Origin of the sequence: Rhizobium sp. BK289 (assembly GCF_014193575.1) — a bacterium.
GTDB lineage: Bacteria > Pseudomonadota > Alphaproteobacteria > Rhizobiales > Rhizobiaceae > Rhizobium > Rhizobium tropici_C.
Window position 1 is genome coordinate 85,945 of record NZ_JACHZO010000014.1, and the last position, 15,954, is coordinate 101,898.

16 protein-coding genes and 1 pseudogene are annotated in these 15,954 nt (G+C 59.1%); 6 read left to right on the plus strand and 11 right to left on the minus strand.

Annotated elements, in window-relative coordinates:
- Window positions 1-254: 254 nt before the first annotated feature.
- Together FHT84_RS23945 and FHT84_RS23950 are read right to left on the minus strand one after the other, a co-directional pair.
- Window positions 255-509, minus strand: a pseudogene (locus tag FHT84_RS23945) (type II toxin-antitoxin system VapC family toxin); the annotation flags it as partial.
- An 18-nt stretch (window positions 510-527) separates the two neighbouring features.
- Entirely contained in the window at window positions 528-1,178 is a 651-nt protein-coding gene (locus FHT84_RS23950) for a TetR/AcrR family transcriptional regulator C-terminal domain-containing protein (protein ID WP_112342033.1), read from the minus strand.
- A gap of 193 nt (window positions 1,179-1,371) precedes the next feature.
- On the opposite strand from FHT84_RS23950, the gene FHT84_RS23955 reads away from it, so the two are divergent.
- Window positions 1,372-2,595 (plus strand): multidrug effflux MFS transporter, encoded by a 1,224-nt coding sequence (locus FHT84_RS23955; protein WP_112342032.1) that lies wholly within the window; start codon window positions 1,372-1,374, stop codon window positions 2,593-2,595.
- Between the two features lie 119 nt (window positions 2,596-2,714).
- Here FHT84_RS23955 and FHT84_RS23960 read toward each other — a convergent pair whose 3' ends face one another.
- Window positions 2,715-3,668, minus strand: a complete 954-nt coding sequence (locus FHT84_RS23960; RefSeq protein WP_113248658.1) for an aldo/keto reductase — start codon at window positions 3,666-3,668, stop codon at window positions 2,715-2,717.
- Window positions 3,669-3,838: 170 nt separating this feature from the next.
- Between FHT84_RS23960 and FHT84_RS23965 the strand changes: the two genes are divergently transcribed.
- The 5 genes from FHT84_RS23965 (at window position 3,839) to FHT84_RS23985 (ending at window position 8,315) form a co-directional block, all read left to right on the plus strand.
- The gene (locus tag FHT84_RS23965; protein ID WP_113248659.1) at window positions 3,839-4,738 is read left to right on the plus strand and encodes an AraC family transcriptional regulator; all 900 of its coding nucleotides are present in this window, start codon (window positions 3,839-3,841) and stop codon (window positions 4,736-4,738) included.
- A 585-nt stretch (window positions 4,739-5,323) separates the two neighbouring features.
- Window positions 5,324-6,130, plus strand: coding sequence for a helix-turn-helix transcriptional regulator (locus FHT84_RS23970; protein ID WP_113248661.1), 807 nt, complete (start codon window positions 5,324-5,326; stop codon window positions 6,128-6,130).
- Between the two features lie 45 nt (window positions 6,131-6,175).
- On the plus strand, window positions 6,176-6,550 hold the full coding sequence (locus tag FHT84_RS23975; RefSeq protein ID WP_113248662.1) for a VOC family protein: 375 nt from the start codon (window positions 6,176-6,178) through the stop codon (window positions 6,548-6,550).
- A 151-nt stretch (window positions 6,551-6,701) separates the two neighbouring features.
- Window positions 6,702-7,457: an AraC family transcriptional regulator gene (locus tag FHT84_RS23980; protein ID WP_183764545.1), complete on the plus strand. Its 756-nt coding sequence runs from the start codon at window positions 6,702-6,704 to the stop codon at window positions 7,455-7,457.
- A gap of 108 nt (window positions 7,458-7,565) precedes the next feature.
- Window positions 7,566-8,315 (plus strand): haloacid dehalogenase type II, encoded by a 750-nt coding sequence (locus FHT84_RS23985; protein ID WP_183764542.1) that lies wholly within the window; start codon window positions 7,566-7,568, stop codon window positions 8,313-8,315.
- Between the two features lie 38 nt (window positions 8,316-8,353).
- Here the strand turns inward: FHT84_RS23985 and FHT84_RS23990 are convergent, their stop codons facing one another.
- The 8 genes from FHT84_RS23990 to FHT84_RS24025 all read right to left on the minus strand — a co-directional run bounded on the left by FHT84_RS23990 (window position 8,354) and on the right by FHT84_RS24025 (window position 15,954).
- On the minus strand, window positions 8,354-8,815 hold the full coding sequence (locus FHT84_RS23990) for a MarR family transcriptional regulator (RefSeq protein WP_183764539.1): 462 nt from the start codon (window positions 8,813-8,815) through the stop codon (window positions 8,354-8,356).
- 109 nt (window positions 8,816-8,924) lie between these two features.
- Window positions 8,925-9,641 carry an SDR family oxidoreductase gene (locus FHT84_RS23995; RefSeq protein WP_183764513.1) on the minus strand — a complete coding sequence of 239 codons (717 nt, stop codon included), beginning with the start codon at window positions 9,639-9,641 and terminating at the stop codon, window positions 8,925-8,927.
- 68 nt (window positions 9,642-9,709) lie between these two features.
- Window positions 9,710-10,084, minus strand: coding sequence for a hypothetical protein (locus FHT84_RS24000; RefSeq protein ID WP_183764510.1), 375 nt, complete (start codon window positions 10,082-10,084; stop codon window positions 9,710-9,712).
- Window positions 10,085-10,111: 27 nt separating this feature from the next.
- A complete protein-coding gene (locus FHT84_RS24005; RefSeq protein WP_183764507.1) occupies window positions 10,112-10,993 on the minus strand; it encodes an NmrA family NAD(P)-binding protein in 882 nt (293 codons plus the stop codon).
- Window positions 10,994-11,593: 600 nt separating this feature from the next.
- A complete protein-coding gene (gene atzF / locus FHT84_RS24010) occupies window positions 11,594-13,393 on the minus strand; it encodes an allophanate hydrolase (protein WP_285165443.1) in 1,800 nt (599 codons plus the stop codon).
- On the minus strand, window positions 13,390-13,743 hold the full coding sequence (locus tag FHT84_RS24015) for a cupin domain-containing protein (protein ID WP_113248669.1): 354 nt from the start codon (window positions 13,741-13,743) through the stop codon (window positions 13,390-13,392). Before FHT84_RS24015 ends, atzF begins: the two co-directional genes overlap by 4 nt.
- Complete coding sequence (locus tag FHT84_RS24020) at window positions 13,736-14,404, minus strand: isochorismatase family cysteine hydrolase (RefSeq protein ID WP_183764505.1); 669 nt, start codon at window positions 14,402-14,404, stop codon at window positions 13,736-13,738. Before FHT84_RS24020 ends, FHT84_RS24015 begins: the two co-directional genes overlap by 8 nt.
- Window positions 14,401-15,954, minus strand: coding sequence for an ABC transporter ATP-binding protein (locus tag FHT84_RS24025; protein WP_183764502.1), 1,554 nt, complete (start codon window positions 15,952-15,954; stop codon window positions 14,401-14,403). The genes FHT84_RS24020 and FHT84_RS24025 overlap by 4 nt, the downstream gene beginning before the upstream one ends.

The following is a 15,954-nucleotide window of genomic DNA, read 5'->3' on the forward strand; positions in this document are numbered from 1 at the left end:
ATATGATACAGACCTGTCTCACTCATATACGGCTTGCCGGGTTTGGTCAACGGAGATTGCAAGCGCAAATATCGCGGAAGTTCTGACACCCACTACATCACGTTGACGGAATGAGTTTTGCCAGATTCGGGGATCTGCATCGAAATTAACGCTCGGACCTAGCGGCGCCCCTTGGCTGACTCGCTGCCGGCTGATCTGCAACATCGCGATGCTTGCCAGCACGAAGTCTAATCCCATCCCCATTGATAGAGCTGCTAAAGAGCTGGGCGCACGTCAGTCCGCACGAAATCCTCGCCAACATAAAGCAGCGGACAATCATGCTCTTTTGCGACTTCATAGGAAAAGCAATCGCCATGGTTCAGCGCAGCTGGATGAAAGCCTTTGCCGCATCGACGATAAGCGTCGGCGACCCGGCGAGCGGAGGCTGCTGTCACAGACACGATCTCGAAGCCGAGACCTGAAATCAGCGCGCCGACTTCTTCTCCGACATTGCGCTGCGATGCCACGATACTGCGGCCGCGATGCCGTCAGCGCTTGCCGAATGCGCGCAGGAAGGTCTTCGTTGCCTCCCTTGCCATACGGTCGACTTCTTCCTCTGGCGTCGGGCGGCCGATCTGCTGGTTGATCCGCAGATCTGTTGCGAGCAGCGCCATATACTGACGCGCGGCAAGTGCCGGATCCTCTATGTCCAGATGACCTGCCAGTGCGAGCTGCGCCAGGCGAGCCGCGATGGCGGGATATTTCTTGCCGGGTCCGTATTCCTTCCAGGTCTCAAACAGTTCGGGAAATCTGCTGCCCTCGGTTTCGACGAGCTTGCGCAGCCAGCGGCCATTCGGATCGCAAACCGCTTTGCGCAGGAGAAGCGCTGAAAATTCAGTCAGTTCCTTTTCGAGATCGACAGGTGCGACAGGAAATGTGTCCAACACCCGAAAGAAACCTGCGCTCGATTTCTCGGTGATCTCCGCAACCACAACCTTGAACAGATTATCCTTGTCGCCGAGTTGATTGTACACCGTCTGACGCGACACGCCGGCTCTTGCCGCGATGGCATCGATGCTCGCGGCCGCAAACCCGTCCTCGGCAAAAACGTCGGCGGCCGCGTTGAGGATTGCCTGACGTTTGCTGGTGGCGGGCGGACTCTCTGTCTCGGAAGAAGCCACTGCGGGCGAAGTTTTCATGACACCACCATATAGGACTTGACCAATTGGACAATACTGTCCAAAATATTTTACAGGAATGACGAGCTATGCGTTGGAACCATCTCCGTCTTTCCGCCGTCCCATCTATAATCGCCCACTCAATCCCCGTCACATGCTTTTTGTATGAGACTTTGCTTCGTCCGGGGAATGGTGTGCGGGAAAGGTTTTTTCCGTGCAAAGCAAGGATTCCGTTTCATCCCCTGGAGCCGGCGGCTCCCACCACGCCATCGTCCTTGGCCTTCTTTCAGCCGTGGGTCTCTTTGCCCTCGACATGTATCTACCTGCGTTGCCGACGATCAGTCTGGATCTTCACGCTGACAGCCATGCAGTTCAAGCGAGCCTGATTTCCTTCTTCGCCGCCATGGCCGTGTCGCAGATTGTCTATGGGCCGCTGTCGGACATGTTTGGCCGCAAGCGGCCTCTGTATGTCGGCCTGGCGCTCTACATCCTCGGCGCGATCGGCTGCGCGCTCTCCAGCGATATCAGCTGGCTGGTCGCCTTCCGTTTCATCCAAGGCACCGGCGCCTGTGCCGGCGTCGTGATTGCCCGCGCCATCGTGCGCGACCTGCATACGGGGGCCGCCGCCGCGCAACTGATGTCGCGGCTTATGCTGGTCTTCAGTATCTCACCCATCCTGGCGCCGCTCGCGGGCAGCATCGTGACAGTGTTCGGGAACTGGCGGCTGATCTTTTGGGTCATGGTCTTCGCCGGCGCTGTCGGCTTCGTCGCGGGTCGCTTTTTCCTTGAGGAGACCCGTCCGGTTGCGGCGCGCAGTGAAAGCAGCCTCGGCGGGGCATTGAAAGCCTATGGAACACTCCTTAGGGACCCGTATTATCTCGGTCTGGTGCTGATGGCCTCCTTCGGCATGTCGAGCTACATGATCTATGTCGCCAACTCCTCCTTCGTGCTCATCGGCCATTACGGGCTCTCTCCGAGCTTTTACAGCGTGGTCTTTTCGGTGAACGCCATTGGCTTCATCGGCATGTCGCAGATGAACGGCTGGCTTGCCCGCCGGATTGGTTTGCGCAAGGTAATCCGCGGCGCGGTTTCTGGTTATGCGCTGACGATGGTGGCGCTGGCTGTCCTGATGGCCGGTGGAGTCGATCACCTCGACATCATGGCGGCCTTCCTGTTTGCGGGCTACGCTTTCCTTGGAATGATCGTGCCGAATGCGGCGGTACTGGCGCTTGAACATCATGGTCGCATCGCTGGCACGGCCTCGGCGATGATGGGGACCGTCCAGTTCATGACATCGGCGCTGGTGGTCGGCGTCAGTGGCATGTTCATGGACGGTACGGCGAGACCGATGGTGGTCGTCATCGCTATCTGCGCGGCCATCGTGTTCCTCCTTTCGGTGGCAGTGCTGAAGAGCAGGCACGTGGTGGCGGCTGAATAGATCATGCTGCCACCGATCGCAGCACCTTGTGCAGGCCGCTCGCACTGAGGCCTCTTCAGCGCGAGCGACGTGCGCCTTTCGGAGCGGCTCCGAAATCTTCGGACAGCGGAGCCGCGGACCTACATCTCCTGTTCCCAGAAGCCGCGCGTATTCACGTTAGCGGCGTCAGCAAGGGTTTCCAGTTCTGCAATGTCGTCGCCGGTGAGGGTGATGCCGCTGGCTCGGACCAGGCCATCGACATGATGGGGTTTGGTGACGCCGATGATCGGCGTCGTGCCCTTGGCGATGGCCCATGCCGTCGCGATATCGGGCGCTGCCGCACGCTGCTTCTCTCCGATCGAGGCGAGCTTGTCCGTCAGGGGCTTCAGCTGAGCCAGCATGCCGTTGTAGATCTTCGCGCGGCTACTGCCTTCCGGCAGCGGGGTCTCCAGGCTGTACTTGCCGGTCAGGGCGCCCTGTTCGAGCACCATATAGGCGAAGAACGGGATGCCCTGGTCGCGGCAGTAGTCCAGGATGCCAGTATGCTCACAGCTGCGGTAGAGGAGGCTATAGTGGTTCTGGATGGCTTCGACCCGGAATCCGGCTTCGCCCAGGATCTGGTCGGCGAGCTTGATTTCGCGCAGATTGTGATTCGAGACGCCGACATGTTTGACTTTCCCGCTTTTCAGCAATGGAATCAGATGCGGAGTCCACCGCGGCACATCGGCTGGATTGTGAATCCAGTAGAGGTCGATGTAGTCGGTGCCGAGGTTGGCCAGGCTTCGCTCCAGCATGTCCGCTACGGGATCGTCGCCGGTTGCCGCGATCCGCGGGTTGAATTTCGTGGAGAGCTGGTAGCCGCTGCGGGCGTAGCGCTTCAGTACCTCCCCGAGCACGGTTTCTGAACGGCCCATGCCGTACACGATGGCGGTGTCCCATAGGGTGAACCCGGCCGCATGTGCCCTGTCCGCGACCTCTTCCAGGCCAGCCTGGGTGAGGCTGCTGCCGAAGTAGCCGTTGCCGGTCTCGCCGCTGTCGCCCCAGGCCCAGGTGCCGAGTGCGACGGTTGGGGTCTTCAGATTATCGATTGTCATGTTTGCTCCATACTTGTTCCGCGGCCAGGTATGCTGTGACCCAGACGCCCTGACATTGTGATGCGCGGTGGCGCGGAAACGTTAGCCTGATGCCCCGGAATTACTGCCCAATCCTCCAGAAGCCGCGGTTCGCATTGCCGTCCCGCTGCGCGCGTGCGATGGTCCCATCCATGGAAATACTGACCGAAATCTCGACTATAATTGCCCGACACATCTCGAGGGATGGCTTTCGCGCTACCCCCATCGAACGCGTGACACTTGTTCGATCCTCCACGGTGACGATGCCGATGCCGAATGTTTACCGGCCGCAACTGTGCCTCGTCGCGCAGGGATACAAGGAGGTCACGCTGGGCGACCACGTGTTCCAATATGCACCGGGACGCTATGGAATCGTGACCTACGACCTGCCGGTGATAGGGCATGTGGTCGAGGCGACGCCCGACAACCCCTATCTCTGCCTGTATCTCGATTTCGATCCGGTCATGCTGGGCGAGTTGGCGTCGCGCGTACCGCCGCCGCCGGGAGTGCCATCCCCGCCTATGGGCAAGACGGTGTCCGAAGCTGGCACCGATCTGCTCGACGCGGTCCTACGCCTGCTGCGCCTGCTCGATGATCCGGCCGCGCTGCCTGTGCTCGCGCCGCTTGCCGAGCAGGAAATTCTCTATCGTCTGCTCGCCGGCCCGGACGGCGCCAGGATGCGCAACATCACCTCCAGCCAGGGTCGGGTGGCCCAGGTCGGCCGCGCTATTGCCTGGATCGGGCAGAACTTCCGGGAACGGTTCAGCATCGAGCGGCTTGCCACGGAAGTAGGCATGAGCCCGTCGAGCCTGCACGAGCATTTTCGCGCCGTGACGGCGATGACGCCGCTGCAATTCCAGAAGCAGCTCAGGCTGCAGGACGCGCGCAGCCTGATGCTGGTCCAGGACATCGACGCCACGACCGCCGCCTTCCGCGTAGGTTACGAAAGTCCGTCGCAGTTCACTCGCGAATATCGCCGCCACTTTGGAGAGCCGCCGGCGCGCGACATAGCCCGCTTGCGCGCTTCCCCGGGCTTGGCAGTGGTCGCTTGAGTTCAGCTTATCGGCGAGCGTCGAGGTGCAAGGCACTTCTCCCTTTGTCACCGGCGTCAACGAAACCCGCTGCTTTCAGGCAAGCATGGCCGCCAGAAATGTCTTCAATGAAAAGATCAGGTTTTCGGCGGTGACAGCCGATCGAGCGCTCTCACATCATCTCCCGGGTGAGAATCGACCTGGGCGATGCCCCGTTCATCATCGGAGGCAGTCAGTCCGTAGATGGAAGGCGGGACGTAGCAAAAGAACGGAGCCACAATGCAGGCATGCATATAGGCTTCAAGCGGATCTGCACACGAAACTGCGGCAGCGGCCGGTGACGAGCGGCAAAGTAACCCGCGGACCTTCACAAGGAAGGCTTTCATGGCCTTTCGCGCATTGACTATGCGGCCGGATCCGACACGCGCACATTGTCGAGGCAAGATGGAAGGCCTGCCATAGCGCTTCCAAAGGCGTCGAATTCCACTCGGTAAAACATCAAGCCACCAGTGAGGGTCGCGCTCTTGAACTGCCATCGTCATTCTCCGAACTCTTTCGGATGACTCTATCGACAAAGCCGTTCGATGAATTTAGATATACTCTCACATGATCGCTAAATCCCACCAGGCGCGGTTATCCCTTTCTGAAGCCCTCGCCGACCAGGATCTCGAGAAGTCGACCGCGCGAGCGCACGCCGTGAGGATCGACGTGTCGCAGAACGAACGCGAGGCACCCGAGCATCACCATCGAAAGGGGCAGCTCGTCATGGCGTCGCGGGGAGGAGTGACATGTCGTGTTCCGAGCGGGATGTGGATGGTGCCGCCGCATTGCGGCGTCTGGGTTCCGGCAGGGATGCTGCACAGCAACGTGGCGACCGCCAATGCGCGTCTGTTCTTTCTGTTCATCGAGCCAGGCGCCGCCGATCTGCCGGACCGATGCTGCACGCTTTCGCTTTCTCCGCTTGTCAGAGAGCTCATCATCGAGATGGCTGACGGATCCCCAATCGCGACGGCTAATGCCGATACAATCACGACGCTGCTTCTATCGGCTTTGTCACAGATGCCGGTGGAACATCTGCACTTACCACTGACAGATGAACCTCGCCTCGACCGCATCGCATCGGCGTTGGTCGATAGCCCGTCTGACCGAAGTACGATGGCACAATGGGCAAAGCGAGTGGCAATGAGCGAGAATTCCCTCGCTCGTCTTGTTCAGCGGGAGACTGGCTTGACCTTCGGCCGGTGGCGACAGCAGTTGCAATTGATCATCGCAATCCGAAGCCTTGCAGCCGGGGCGACGGTGCAGCGGGTTTCGGGTGACCTCGGGTATGAATCCGTGTCTGCGTTCATTACTATGTTCAAGAAAGCGCTCGGCGCATCGCCGGCCCAATATTTGAAGAACTTCGAGCGTTAAACGTCAGGGAATGTCCTTACAAAAAACCCCCACAGGAGATGAAGCATGTTCACGCACGTCATGATCGGCAGCAACGACTTGGAGCGCGCCAGACGTTTCTACGACGCCACCTTCGTTGCATTGGGGGGCAAGCCCGGTGAAATGGACGCGAGAGGCCGGCTGATCTACGAGCACGAGGGGGGCCGGCTGATGATCACGACACCGATCGACGGTAAGCCGGCGACCGCTGCCAACGGCGGGACGATCGGGATAGCCGCCGCGACCCCCGACCATGTTCGCGCGTGGCATGCCGCCGGTACTGAGCATGGCGGCACGGCGATCGAGAGCCCGCCTACGGAGCGTCCGAACGGAGCATTCGTTGCGTATCTTCGCGACCCTGACGGAAACAAGCTGACGGCACGAACTCCCCCGACGAAATGAGATAGGCGTGCGTACTGCCATGGGCCTCGTGCCATGATAGCGACGGATAATGCGTCTCCGGAGGTGGAGAAAGAACATTGGGCCTATTCGTTTGCCTTACCGCTAGTTTGACTATTTCCTCCGCGGTAACGGCAGAGTCATGGAGAGAGTCTTGAACATTAATCTCGAGGTCAGGCGTTATCATGGTCGCGGCTGCCATTATCACGACCACGTGCAAGTCCTCGTCCCTCTGCAGGGGGTGATGAAGGTCGCAATGGAGGGGGCATCGGGCATCGTCACAGGGCGGACAGTCGCCGTCATCCCTAAGGGATATTCCCACGATTTCGTACCAAGCGGTGATTGCAACCTGTTAGTCGCTGATGTCGAACTTCGGGAAGACGAAGGGCAAGACGCGCCGGCTCTGCTGAGAGGAGATGGCCCCTTCGTCTCACACGTGCAGCCCTGGCTTTGGCGCATCTTCCGTCAGATCGGTGCTGAAATCGATGCGGATGGGCGTTGTGCGTATGATGCCGCAATGTTGGCATTAAGCGGCTTGCATCTTATCCGTCCGACGCCGGTTCCGAAACCGCAATCGAAGGCGTCGAGCAGGATCGAGTGCATTGCGGCCAATCTCGGTACTCGCAACGGCAAGGCAGTCGTCGGTGCCATGGCGCGCGAGGCAGGCCTTAGCCAGAGCCATTTTCATGCGTTGTTCAAGGCGGCGACCGGTCGTTCTCCCAGACAGTATGAAATAGACCAACGGCTTGATGCAGCGGTGGAGCGGCTGATCTTCACGCGCGATAGCATCTCTGAAATTGCCTATGCCGCCGGTTATGAGAATGTCTCAGCGTTCAGCCGTCTATTCAAGGGACGTTTTGGTATGTCGCCAGGCGCATTCCGCGTCGCCAGCAGTGCGGAGCGTTCCTGATGTGAAAATCAGAGTTTTGGCGTGATCTTTCAGAGTCCCGGCACATCTCTTCTCCGGCATCCATCGCTATCGTAGCGCTACGAAGACCCGCGCGAGAGGATGAACAATATGGATTTGACCCGTTTTAAGGCCCTGTCCTTCGATGTCTATGGAACGCTGATTGACTGGGAGACAGGCATCTGGAACGCCCTGCAGCCATTGTTGAGCACCGGAGGCCGTGAAATCGGGCGCAAGGAGGCACTGGAAACTTATGGGGAGATTGAGACGGCACAGGAAGCCGAGACACCATCCCTAAACTACGCCACGCTCTTGGCGGTGGTTCATGCAAGGCTCGCTCGGCATTGGGGTTTAACTGTACACTCCGATTTGCACGAACGATTCGGCGCCTCGGTGCCAGATTGGCCGGCGTTCCCAGATTCAGCGAAAGCGCTCGCCTATCTAAAACAACACTACTATCTGATTGTGCTTTCCAATGTGGATCTCCAAGGCTTCAGCGCCTCGAGACGTAAGCTCGGTGTTTCCTTTGACGCCGTCTACACGGCCGAAGATATTGGCAGTTACAAGCCGGATCCGAAGAACTTCCGGTTTCTTTTCTCGCGGCTGCAGCAAGATCTAGGTGTTGAAAAAGCCGAGCTCCTGCATGTAGCGCAAAGTTTATACCACGACCATGTACCGGCCACGCAAATGGGCCTGAACAGCGTGTGGATTGATCGGCGATTTGGGATGGAAGGCCAAGGAGCGACTAAACAGGCTGATAATCCTCCGAAAGTTGCCGGTCACTTCCGTTCGCTGTCGGAGTTCGCTGCAGCGCATCGAGCCGCGATGGATAGCGCAGAGGCTCCTGCCCCTCCGACATAATGGCGCCTGATGAAAGGTGGCGGGTCTCTTCCGAAGGCTCAGTCTCCGGATGAGACAGCCGGCAAGTCACCGACGACGATCTCTTTCAGGCTGTGCCGGAGCGTTGCAACCTTGGTGGTACCATTTAGTCGCTCGAATTCTCGCTGCGCATCCTGCCAAAGAGGAGCCGCTCTCTCATGCAAGCGTCGGCCTTCGTCCGTGAGTTCAATGATACGAACTCGACCGTCTGCGGGTGATGGCTTGATCATGACGAAACCGTCGCGCTCCAGGAAGCCAACCATCTTTCCCATCGCCGTCCGCTCGATATCGAGCCGTTCCGCGAGCGCGTTGACAGCGGCACCGCCAGCTTCGTCGAGAGCAGCCAGGGTCAGGAACTGCGTGATACGCAGCCCGACCGGCTCAAGATGGGCATCATAGAACCGCGTGATCTGTCGGCTCGCCTTTCTCATTGCGGAGCAATTGCATTGATCGATTCCAAGCGGTTGGTTCGCCGACAACATGTCGCTTTCCTTTCGAATCCTAACTGTCGTCCGCGGGCCGTATGGCGTAAAGTCCAAGGTCTTCGCATCACATAGCTCGCGGCTTGGCGTTTCTCCACCATCTCAGCGCTTAGAACAATCCTGGCGGCGGCATGATATAGCCGGGTACCTCGGCAGCGAGTGTGCTCTTCAGCAGTACTGTTCCCTGGTCAGCCATGACCTCGCTCTTGCCGGCGGCGAGCGCTTCATAGGTTTGGTGCACCACATCCCCCGGGCTCGCTTTTGGCACATCGATGCCATTGGTCAGGTCGGTATCCACGAAACCCACATGCAGACCGAGAACCTGGATGTTACGATCTTGAAGGTGAAAGCGAAGCTGGTTCGTGAAGCTCCATGCCGCCGCCTTTGATGCAGCATAGGGTGTCAAAACGGGCCGCGGGAGCCACACGATGTCGGATAGCACGTTGATGATGGCAGCACGCGGCTTGGCCGACAGGATCGGCTCGAAAGCCTGCGTGACGCGGACGACGCCATAATAGTTGGTATCAAATAGACGCTGCGACTGCTCTTCGATATCGTTTGCCAGAGGCCCGTCGATAAGGGTAGCGATGCCCGCGTTATTGATCAGCAGATCGGTATCCGTCGCCAGTTCCGCTGCTGCGGCGACCGATGCCTTATCCGTGACATCGATCCGGACGGGGATGATGCTTGGTTCGCCGAAGCCGTTCGTATTGCGCATGCCGGCATAGACCTTCTTTGCTCCGCGACGACGGGCTTCGCGTGCGAAGGCGAGGCCCAGGCCGCGATTAGCTCCGGTGATGAAGACGGTGGCGTTGGTGACATCCATGACAAATTACCTCTCTAAAGCCACGGGTCAGGGCATCCGGTATCGATACCCGCCTGCGGGCGTCTGGTTTAAAGAAAAAGGTCTTCCGGCAACTGGCCGGACAGTGCCTCGCGAAGATTGGCGGCAAGAGACAACACAGCACCAAGCGGGCTCATCCGCACACTGACGCGTGGCACCGAACCATCCGAGTTGCGATCGACGACGACGGTGGCGTTCAGCCTCTCCCCGCTTGTCAGAACCGCCTCGTATTCAAGAAAAAGGCGCGCGCCGACGGTCTCGAGGAACGTGGGGTCCTGCGAAGCGTAGAAGGTCCCGACCGCGTTGACGGCCAGCTTGATCTCGTCGCGTCCGACGACGGGACCTCGCAGCACGGAACTGGTCAGCTCCGCGTCCGCAGTCAGGTCGTCCAGAAACGGATGACGCTCGCCCTGAATATTCGACATTGTTCAAACTCCTTACCTCGACGTTGCTCACGCAAAGGCGGCACGATTGTTGGCGATGAATTGCTGGACCGAGAGTGCTGGCGTTCCGGTGATTTTCTCAACGGCATCGTTCGTGCCCGCAAAGATGCCATCGCGATAGTTCTGGGCGACTTCGACCAGGTGCTGCACGAGGAAAGGCGGAAACTTGTAGAGATTTTCCATCTTGTCCTTGAACACATCGATCGACGTCGGCGCATAGTCGATCTTTGCGCCAAGCACTTCGCTCATGGCGGCGGCGATCTCGGTATGGTTCATCTCGATCGGTCCATGGAGGGGATAAATCTTGCCTTCATGCCCCTGCGGATTTGCCAAAAGATGCGCGATCACCCGCCCTTGGTCATCGGTCGCGATCGGTGCATGGCGCCCATCGGCAAACGGAAACTCGATCTTTTTCCTGGCCCATATCTCCTTTGCAAAATGCGGATAGACGAGCCAGTCGGCAAAGAAGGTCGGGCGGAGATGCGTCGTCGGAACACCGGACCAGTCGAAGACCCGCTCGGAAATCCAATGGTCCTGCGCCGCATGGCTCGTCGATTCACGACGCGCCGAAATCTGCGACATGTTGACGATTCCAGTCACGCCGGCCTCTTTTGCTGCTTGTGCAAAGTAGGCGGCAGCGCCAAGGATGCCCGGTGAGATGGGATGAAGGAAATAGGCTGATCGGACACCTTCCATGGCGGCACGGATGTTGTCTATATGAGTGAAGTCGCCGATGGCGATATCAACCCCCCGCTGCCTAAGGGCCGTCGCCCGCTCATCGTCCGAACGCACATAGGCGCGCACCGACTTGCCCATCTTAAGTAATTCATTGATCGCGGCACCGCCGGTCCGTCCGGTTGCTCCGCTTACAAGTACCTCAGCCTCACTCATAATCTCGCTCCTTCGCTAATGAGAGCATATGCTCTTATATGCATGAAAATAGGAGCATATACTCCTATCGTCAATAGGAAGCGTTTGCATTTTTGAGGGGTTCGTTTTTGGAGCGACCGCGAACCGTCATTGAAGGCGTCGAATGACCCGGTGGTCGCGGGTTCCATTCCGGTCAAGGCCACCGCTTACAGGAGAATTCGGCCCAGGAACAGGTACCGTGAATTGGCATGGCCTTCCGCCATGCCTAGGCAAGCCGCCGTCTCCGGAAGCTCTCCCAGCAATGTCCATCCCAGTGCAACGCCGACGAGCGGTACATAAGCGAAGGTGAAGAAAATTTAGAAGACAGGGCTGGCGGCACGATGACGAAACCCAGTAGGGATGGCAACGAGCGTATCGGGCGGCTCGTTGTCACACCGTATCTTTGCATAAATGGGGTTCTGCGTAAGCCACTGGTCTATCTTGGTCTTTATCTGAAAAATGGATCTGCAGAAAAAGATCGTGCATGCGCTGAACCCGCTTGATCGATTTTGGTTGTGATCCGCTCACGGTAAAGATTTCTTTAGATGCGCAGCGGCGCACTATCAGCGCTTCTTCGAAGCCTTACACCGTCGCAGCGACATAAGCGCGCCATCCGCCATAATGCGTGATATCCGCCGCGTCGGCGACGGCGGCGGCTTCGACCAGAAATCCCTTGGTCGACGTACCATCCGATAAAAAAAGCGTACCGATGCTGAGGGGTGAGGGGATGGCCTCAACGAATTGGCCGAACGCGGCCGGCGTCATTTGCCAGATTTCGACATCGATTTGACCGCCTGTCGCCTGTGGAACACGGATAAGCCCCGGCTTTGCCGGCATCTGCCCCGGCAAGACATAAAGCCGATAGCAATCCGATGTTCGTGCTTTCCGCAGAAAGCGGCTGTCGAGAGCAAGGAGTTGTGCGTTCAGCGGCATGCCGGAGAGATGGGCACCGACGACCGCGATGTCGATCAGCCCGGCTTCGTCAACGCTGATCGTATCGTTCGGCTTCGGCTGCAGCCATCCGGTTGCGCCGAGCGTCAAGCCGCTGCTTGCGTGAATGTCACGGGCAAGCGAAGCCGTGAGGCCGTCGCGTCCTGAAGTTGTCAGCAGGGTCACGCTGGCTGGACGACCATCGCTGCGTATGCCCGCCGGCACGGCGATGCCGCACATGTCGAGCAGATTGACGAAGTTGGTGTAAGTGCCGAGACGCGAATTTTCGCGGATCGGTTCGGCCTCGAGGTCGGCACGTGTGTAATGTGTCGGCGCGGTCGGTACGCAGAAGAGATCAACCGATGCGATCAGTGGAGCAACCTTCTGTTTCAGGGCCTGCAGCGCATAGAGGCCCTTGAAGGCATCCGCGGCCGAAAGCTGTTTGGCGCCGCCATAAATCCCGCGCGTGACGGGATGGAAACTTACCTCCCTGGCGTCGAAGAAATCCTTGACCGCCGCATAGCGCTCCGCCACCCAGGCGCCTTCATAAAGCAGGTTTGCCACCTTGTAGAAATCGCCAAACGGTACTTCCACCAGGCGATGCCCCAGTTTCGTCAACATGCGCAAGGCATCGTCATAGGCCGCTTCCATGACGGCGTCACCGAAGAACAGCCGGTCGGCTTTGGCGGGCACGCCGATGGTCAGGACCGGCGGCGCTTGCCCAAAACCATTGGCCGGAATGGTTTTCGAATAGGCATCCTCGGCATCGTGACATGCGGCAACCTCGAACACCCGCCAGGCGTCGTCGACCGTCAGCGCGAAGATTGAAACGCAATCCAGCGTGCGGCAGGCGGGAATGACACCGCTTGTCGACAATGCGCCGAGGCTGGGTTTCATGCCGACGATATTGTTGAGGCCGGCTGGAATACGACCGGATCCGGCAGTATCCGTGCCGAGCGCGAAGCTGACGATGCCCTGCGCCGTTGCCACGGCTGAACCGGAGCTCGATCCGCCTGGCACCAAATCGGCATCCATGGCATTGCGCGGAACCGGATACGGAGTGCGGACACCGACGAGGCCAGTTGCGAATTGATCGAGATTAGTCTTGCCGATTACCAGAGCGCCGGCCTCTTTTAATAGGCGAACAACGGTGGCATCGGTATCAGGCATATAGGCGTAGTCGGGGCACGAAGCGGTCGTCGGCATGCCGGCCACGTCGATATTGTCCTTTACGGCAAAGGGAATGCCCCAGAGCGGTTTTGTCGTGGGGTCAAAAGTTCCGAGAGCCGCCGCTTGTTCAAACAGGCTCTTTCTGTCGGCAAGGTGCAGGAAGATGCCGGGATCGTCGACGTCGACAATGCGAGCAAAAACGGCCTCTACGATCGCAGCAACGGTGCCGCCGCCTGCGTAGAAGGCATGTAGGGACGAAATGTCGAAGGCGGGACTGATCACGCAGTTTCCTCTTCCAATATTCTGACCGGCCGGTCCCATTGGATGAGCACGACGCAACCGGTGTCACTCCAGACTGAATGTTCGGTGCCGGCAGCATTCACCACATAGCTGCCCCTGCCGTAGTCGCCGGCCTCGTCGGATTGGGTGCCCTCGAGCACCAGGATGGTTTCGAGCCCTTCGTGGCGATGGCGCGGCACCGAAGCTCCGGGCTCGTATTTCAGCAGTGCCACGCCCGGCTGGTCGCCTTCGAAGGGACGGATCCAGTGGATCGTCACGTCAGGTCGGAAGGGGCCGAATTCCAGTTCTTTCCAGCCACCGGCCGTCAACAGTTCGCGCGTCGTTTCAGGCATGGTTGATGGCCTCCAGAATGTCATCGATATGCGTTGTCCAGCCGACGATAGCGCCCTGTGCTCGGATCATCGCGATCGCGGCAGACTTGAATTCGGGGAAATAGCTTTCGGTTGCTTCTTCGGCGAGCAGGCATTCATAGCCGCGGTCGTTGGCCTCGCGCATGGTGGTCTGGACGCAAACCTCCGTGGTGACGCCGGCGAAGACGAGCTGTTTGATGCCTTTGCTCTTCAGGATATCGCCGAGTTCGGTGGCATAAAAGGCGCCCTTGCCAGGCTTTTCGATGACGATCTCGCCATCGATGGGTGTAAGCTCGGGAAGGATCGCGGTACCAGGCTCGCCGGCAATCAGGATGCGGCCCATCGGTCCGAGATCGCCGATCCTGAGCGAGGGATTGCCGCGATCGCGCTTGGCAGGCGGCAGGTCGGAAAGGTCAGGTCTGTGGCATTCCATCGTATGGATCACTGGCAGGCCTGCTGAACGGAAACCGGCAATCAGCCGCTTGACGTCGGGGATGATCTTCGTGATGCGGCTGACATCATTGCCGAGGCTGGCGCCGAAGCCACCGGGCTCGGCAAAATCGCGCTGCATGTCGATGACGATCAATGCCACGACCTCGCGTTGCAGCGGAAAGGGGAACGGTTGAGCCTTGATATCCGTCATCCGTGATGTCCTGCCATATGTGCGCCAATCACCGAGATATCGGCGGTCTGCGCCGGTGTTTCGTAGACGAGCCTGCCTTCGGAGATCACCATGATGCGATCCGACATTTCCAGAAGTTCGTCGAGATCCTCCGAAAAAAGCAGCACAGCCGCCCCGGCGTTACGGGCACGCATGATACGGGCACGGATTTCGGCGACGGCGGAAAAATCGAGGCCGAAGCAGGGATTGGAGACGATCAACAGATCAACGTAACCCGTCAGCTCCCGCGCCAGCACGGCACGCTGAACATTGCCGCCGGAAAGGGCCGCGATCGGCGAGGACGATGATGCCGTCTTCACCTTGAAGTCGGAAATCAGCGATGTCGCGCGCTTCTTCATCCGGCCTTTGTTTAGCCAGATCGCCTCAGTGCCGGTCTCCGTCAGGTCGAAGGTGCGGAAGGCGAGATTCTCACTGACGGTCATGCGTGGCGCACAGGCATTCTGCAGCGGCTCTTCCGGAATGAAGCGGACGTTGTTCTTTCGTGTCTCGGGCCGCGTCGCACCGTAGATCTCGCCGTTGACGCTGATTGCTCCAGCCTCGGTAGGCCGCTGCCCGGCGAGAATTTCCGTGAGTTCTTTCTGGCCATTGCCGGAAATGCCCGCGATGCCGACAATCTCGCCGGAACGCACCGTCAGCTTGTCGATCTCGATCGTCTTCAGGCCGGAGCGGTCGGGCGCCCTGACCTGGTCCACCTGCAATACCGGCTTGGCCGTATCAGTGACAGGAACGCGCGTGTCGAGTTCGGCAAGCTTGATGTCGCCGATCATCATCGCCGCCATATCCGCCGTTGAGAGTTCGCCGACCTTGCCGCCACCGACAAGCTTGCCACGTCGCAGGATCGAGACCGCATCGGCGAATTTCGTCACCTCATGGAATTTGTGGCTGATCATCAAAACGGTTAGCTCGCCGCGTTCGGTCATGCCCCTCACCAGGCCGAGCATCTCATCTGCCTCCGCCGGCGTCAGCACGGAGGTTGGTTCGTCAAGCACGAGGAAGCTGCGGCCAAGATAAAGCTGCTTGACGATTTCGAGCTTCTGCTTTTCGCCGGCGGCAAGCTCGCTGACCCGCCGGTCGAGCGGGATCTTGAAGGGCATCCGCTCCATGAAGGCGGCGAGCGCCTTACGCTCTCTTGCCCAGTTGATAATAGCGGGTACTTCGGCACGGCTGATGACGAGATTTTCCGCACCTGTCAGCGACGGCACCAACGTGAAATGCTGGTAAACCATGCCGAGACCATAAGTAGCTGCATCCTTCGGGGAGGCGACCGCCACCTCGTGGCCGTCCACAGACAGGGAACCTGAGGTCTGGTGATAGAAACCCATGATGCATTTGACGAGCGTCGATTTCCCCGCGCCGTTTTCGCCGAGCAGCGCGTGGAAGCTACCTGCAGGAATACTCACGGATACCTGGTCCAGTGCTGTGAAGCTACCGAAACGCATGGTCATGTCGTGCGTCTCGATGCCGACCGCCTTGCCGGCTTTGGGAAGAGGGGTATCGCGAATTATGCTCAC

Bases quoted from the DNA above. Each gene is read 5' to 3' on its own strand.
- FHT84_RS23985 (WP_183764542.1), top strand. From the start codon at position 7,566: ATGGATTTGACCCGTTTTAAGGCCCTGTCCTTCGATGTCTATGGAACG.
- FHT84_RS23970 (WP_113248661.1), top strand. From the start codon at position 5,324: ATGATCGCTAAATCCCACCAGGCGCGGTTATCCCTTTCTGAAGCCCTC.
- FHT84_RS23975 (WP_113248662.1), top strand. From the start codon at position 6,176: ATGTTCACGCACGTCATGATCGGCAGCAACGACTTGGAGCGCGCCAGA.
- FHT84_RS24020 (WP_183764505.1), bottom strand. From the start codon at position 14,404: ATGACGGATATCAAGGCTCAACCGTTCCCCTTTCCGCTGCAACGCGAG.
- FHT84_RS23990 (WP_183764539.1), bottom strand. From the start codon at position 8,815: ATGTTGTCGGCGAACCAACCGCTTGGAATCGATCAATGCAATTGCTCC.
- FHT84_RS24000 (WP_183764510.1), bottom strand. From the start codon at position 10,084: ATGTCGAATATTCAGGGCGAGCGTCATCCGTTTCTGGACGACCTGACT.
- FHT84_RS23950 (WP_112342033.1), bottom strand. From the start codon at position 1,178: ATGAAAACTTCGCCCGCAGTGGCTTCTTCCGAGACAGAGAGTCCGCCC.
- FHT84_RS24005 (WP_183764507.1), bottom strand. From the start codon at position 10,993: ATGAGTGAGGCTGAGGTACTTGTAAGCGGAGCAACCGGACGGACCGGC.
- FHT84_RS23995 (WP_183764513.1), bottom strand. From the start codon at position 9,641: ATGGATGTCACCAACGCCACCGTCTTCATCACCGGAGCTAATCGCGGC.
- FHT84_RS24015 (WP_113248669.1), bottom strand. From the start codon at position 13,743: ATGCCTGAAACGACGCGCGAACTGTTGACGGCCGGTGGCTGGAAAGAA.
- FHT84_RS23965 (WP_113248659.1), top strand. From the start codon at position 3,839: ATGGAAATACTGACCGAAATCTCGACTATAATTGCCCGACACATCTCG.
- FHT84_RS23960 (WP_113248658.1), bottom strand. From the start codon at position 3,668: ATGACAATCGATAATCTGAAGACCCCAACCGTCGCACTCGGCACCTGG.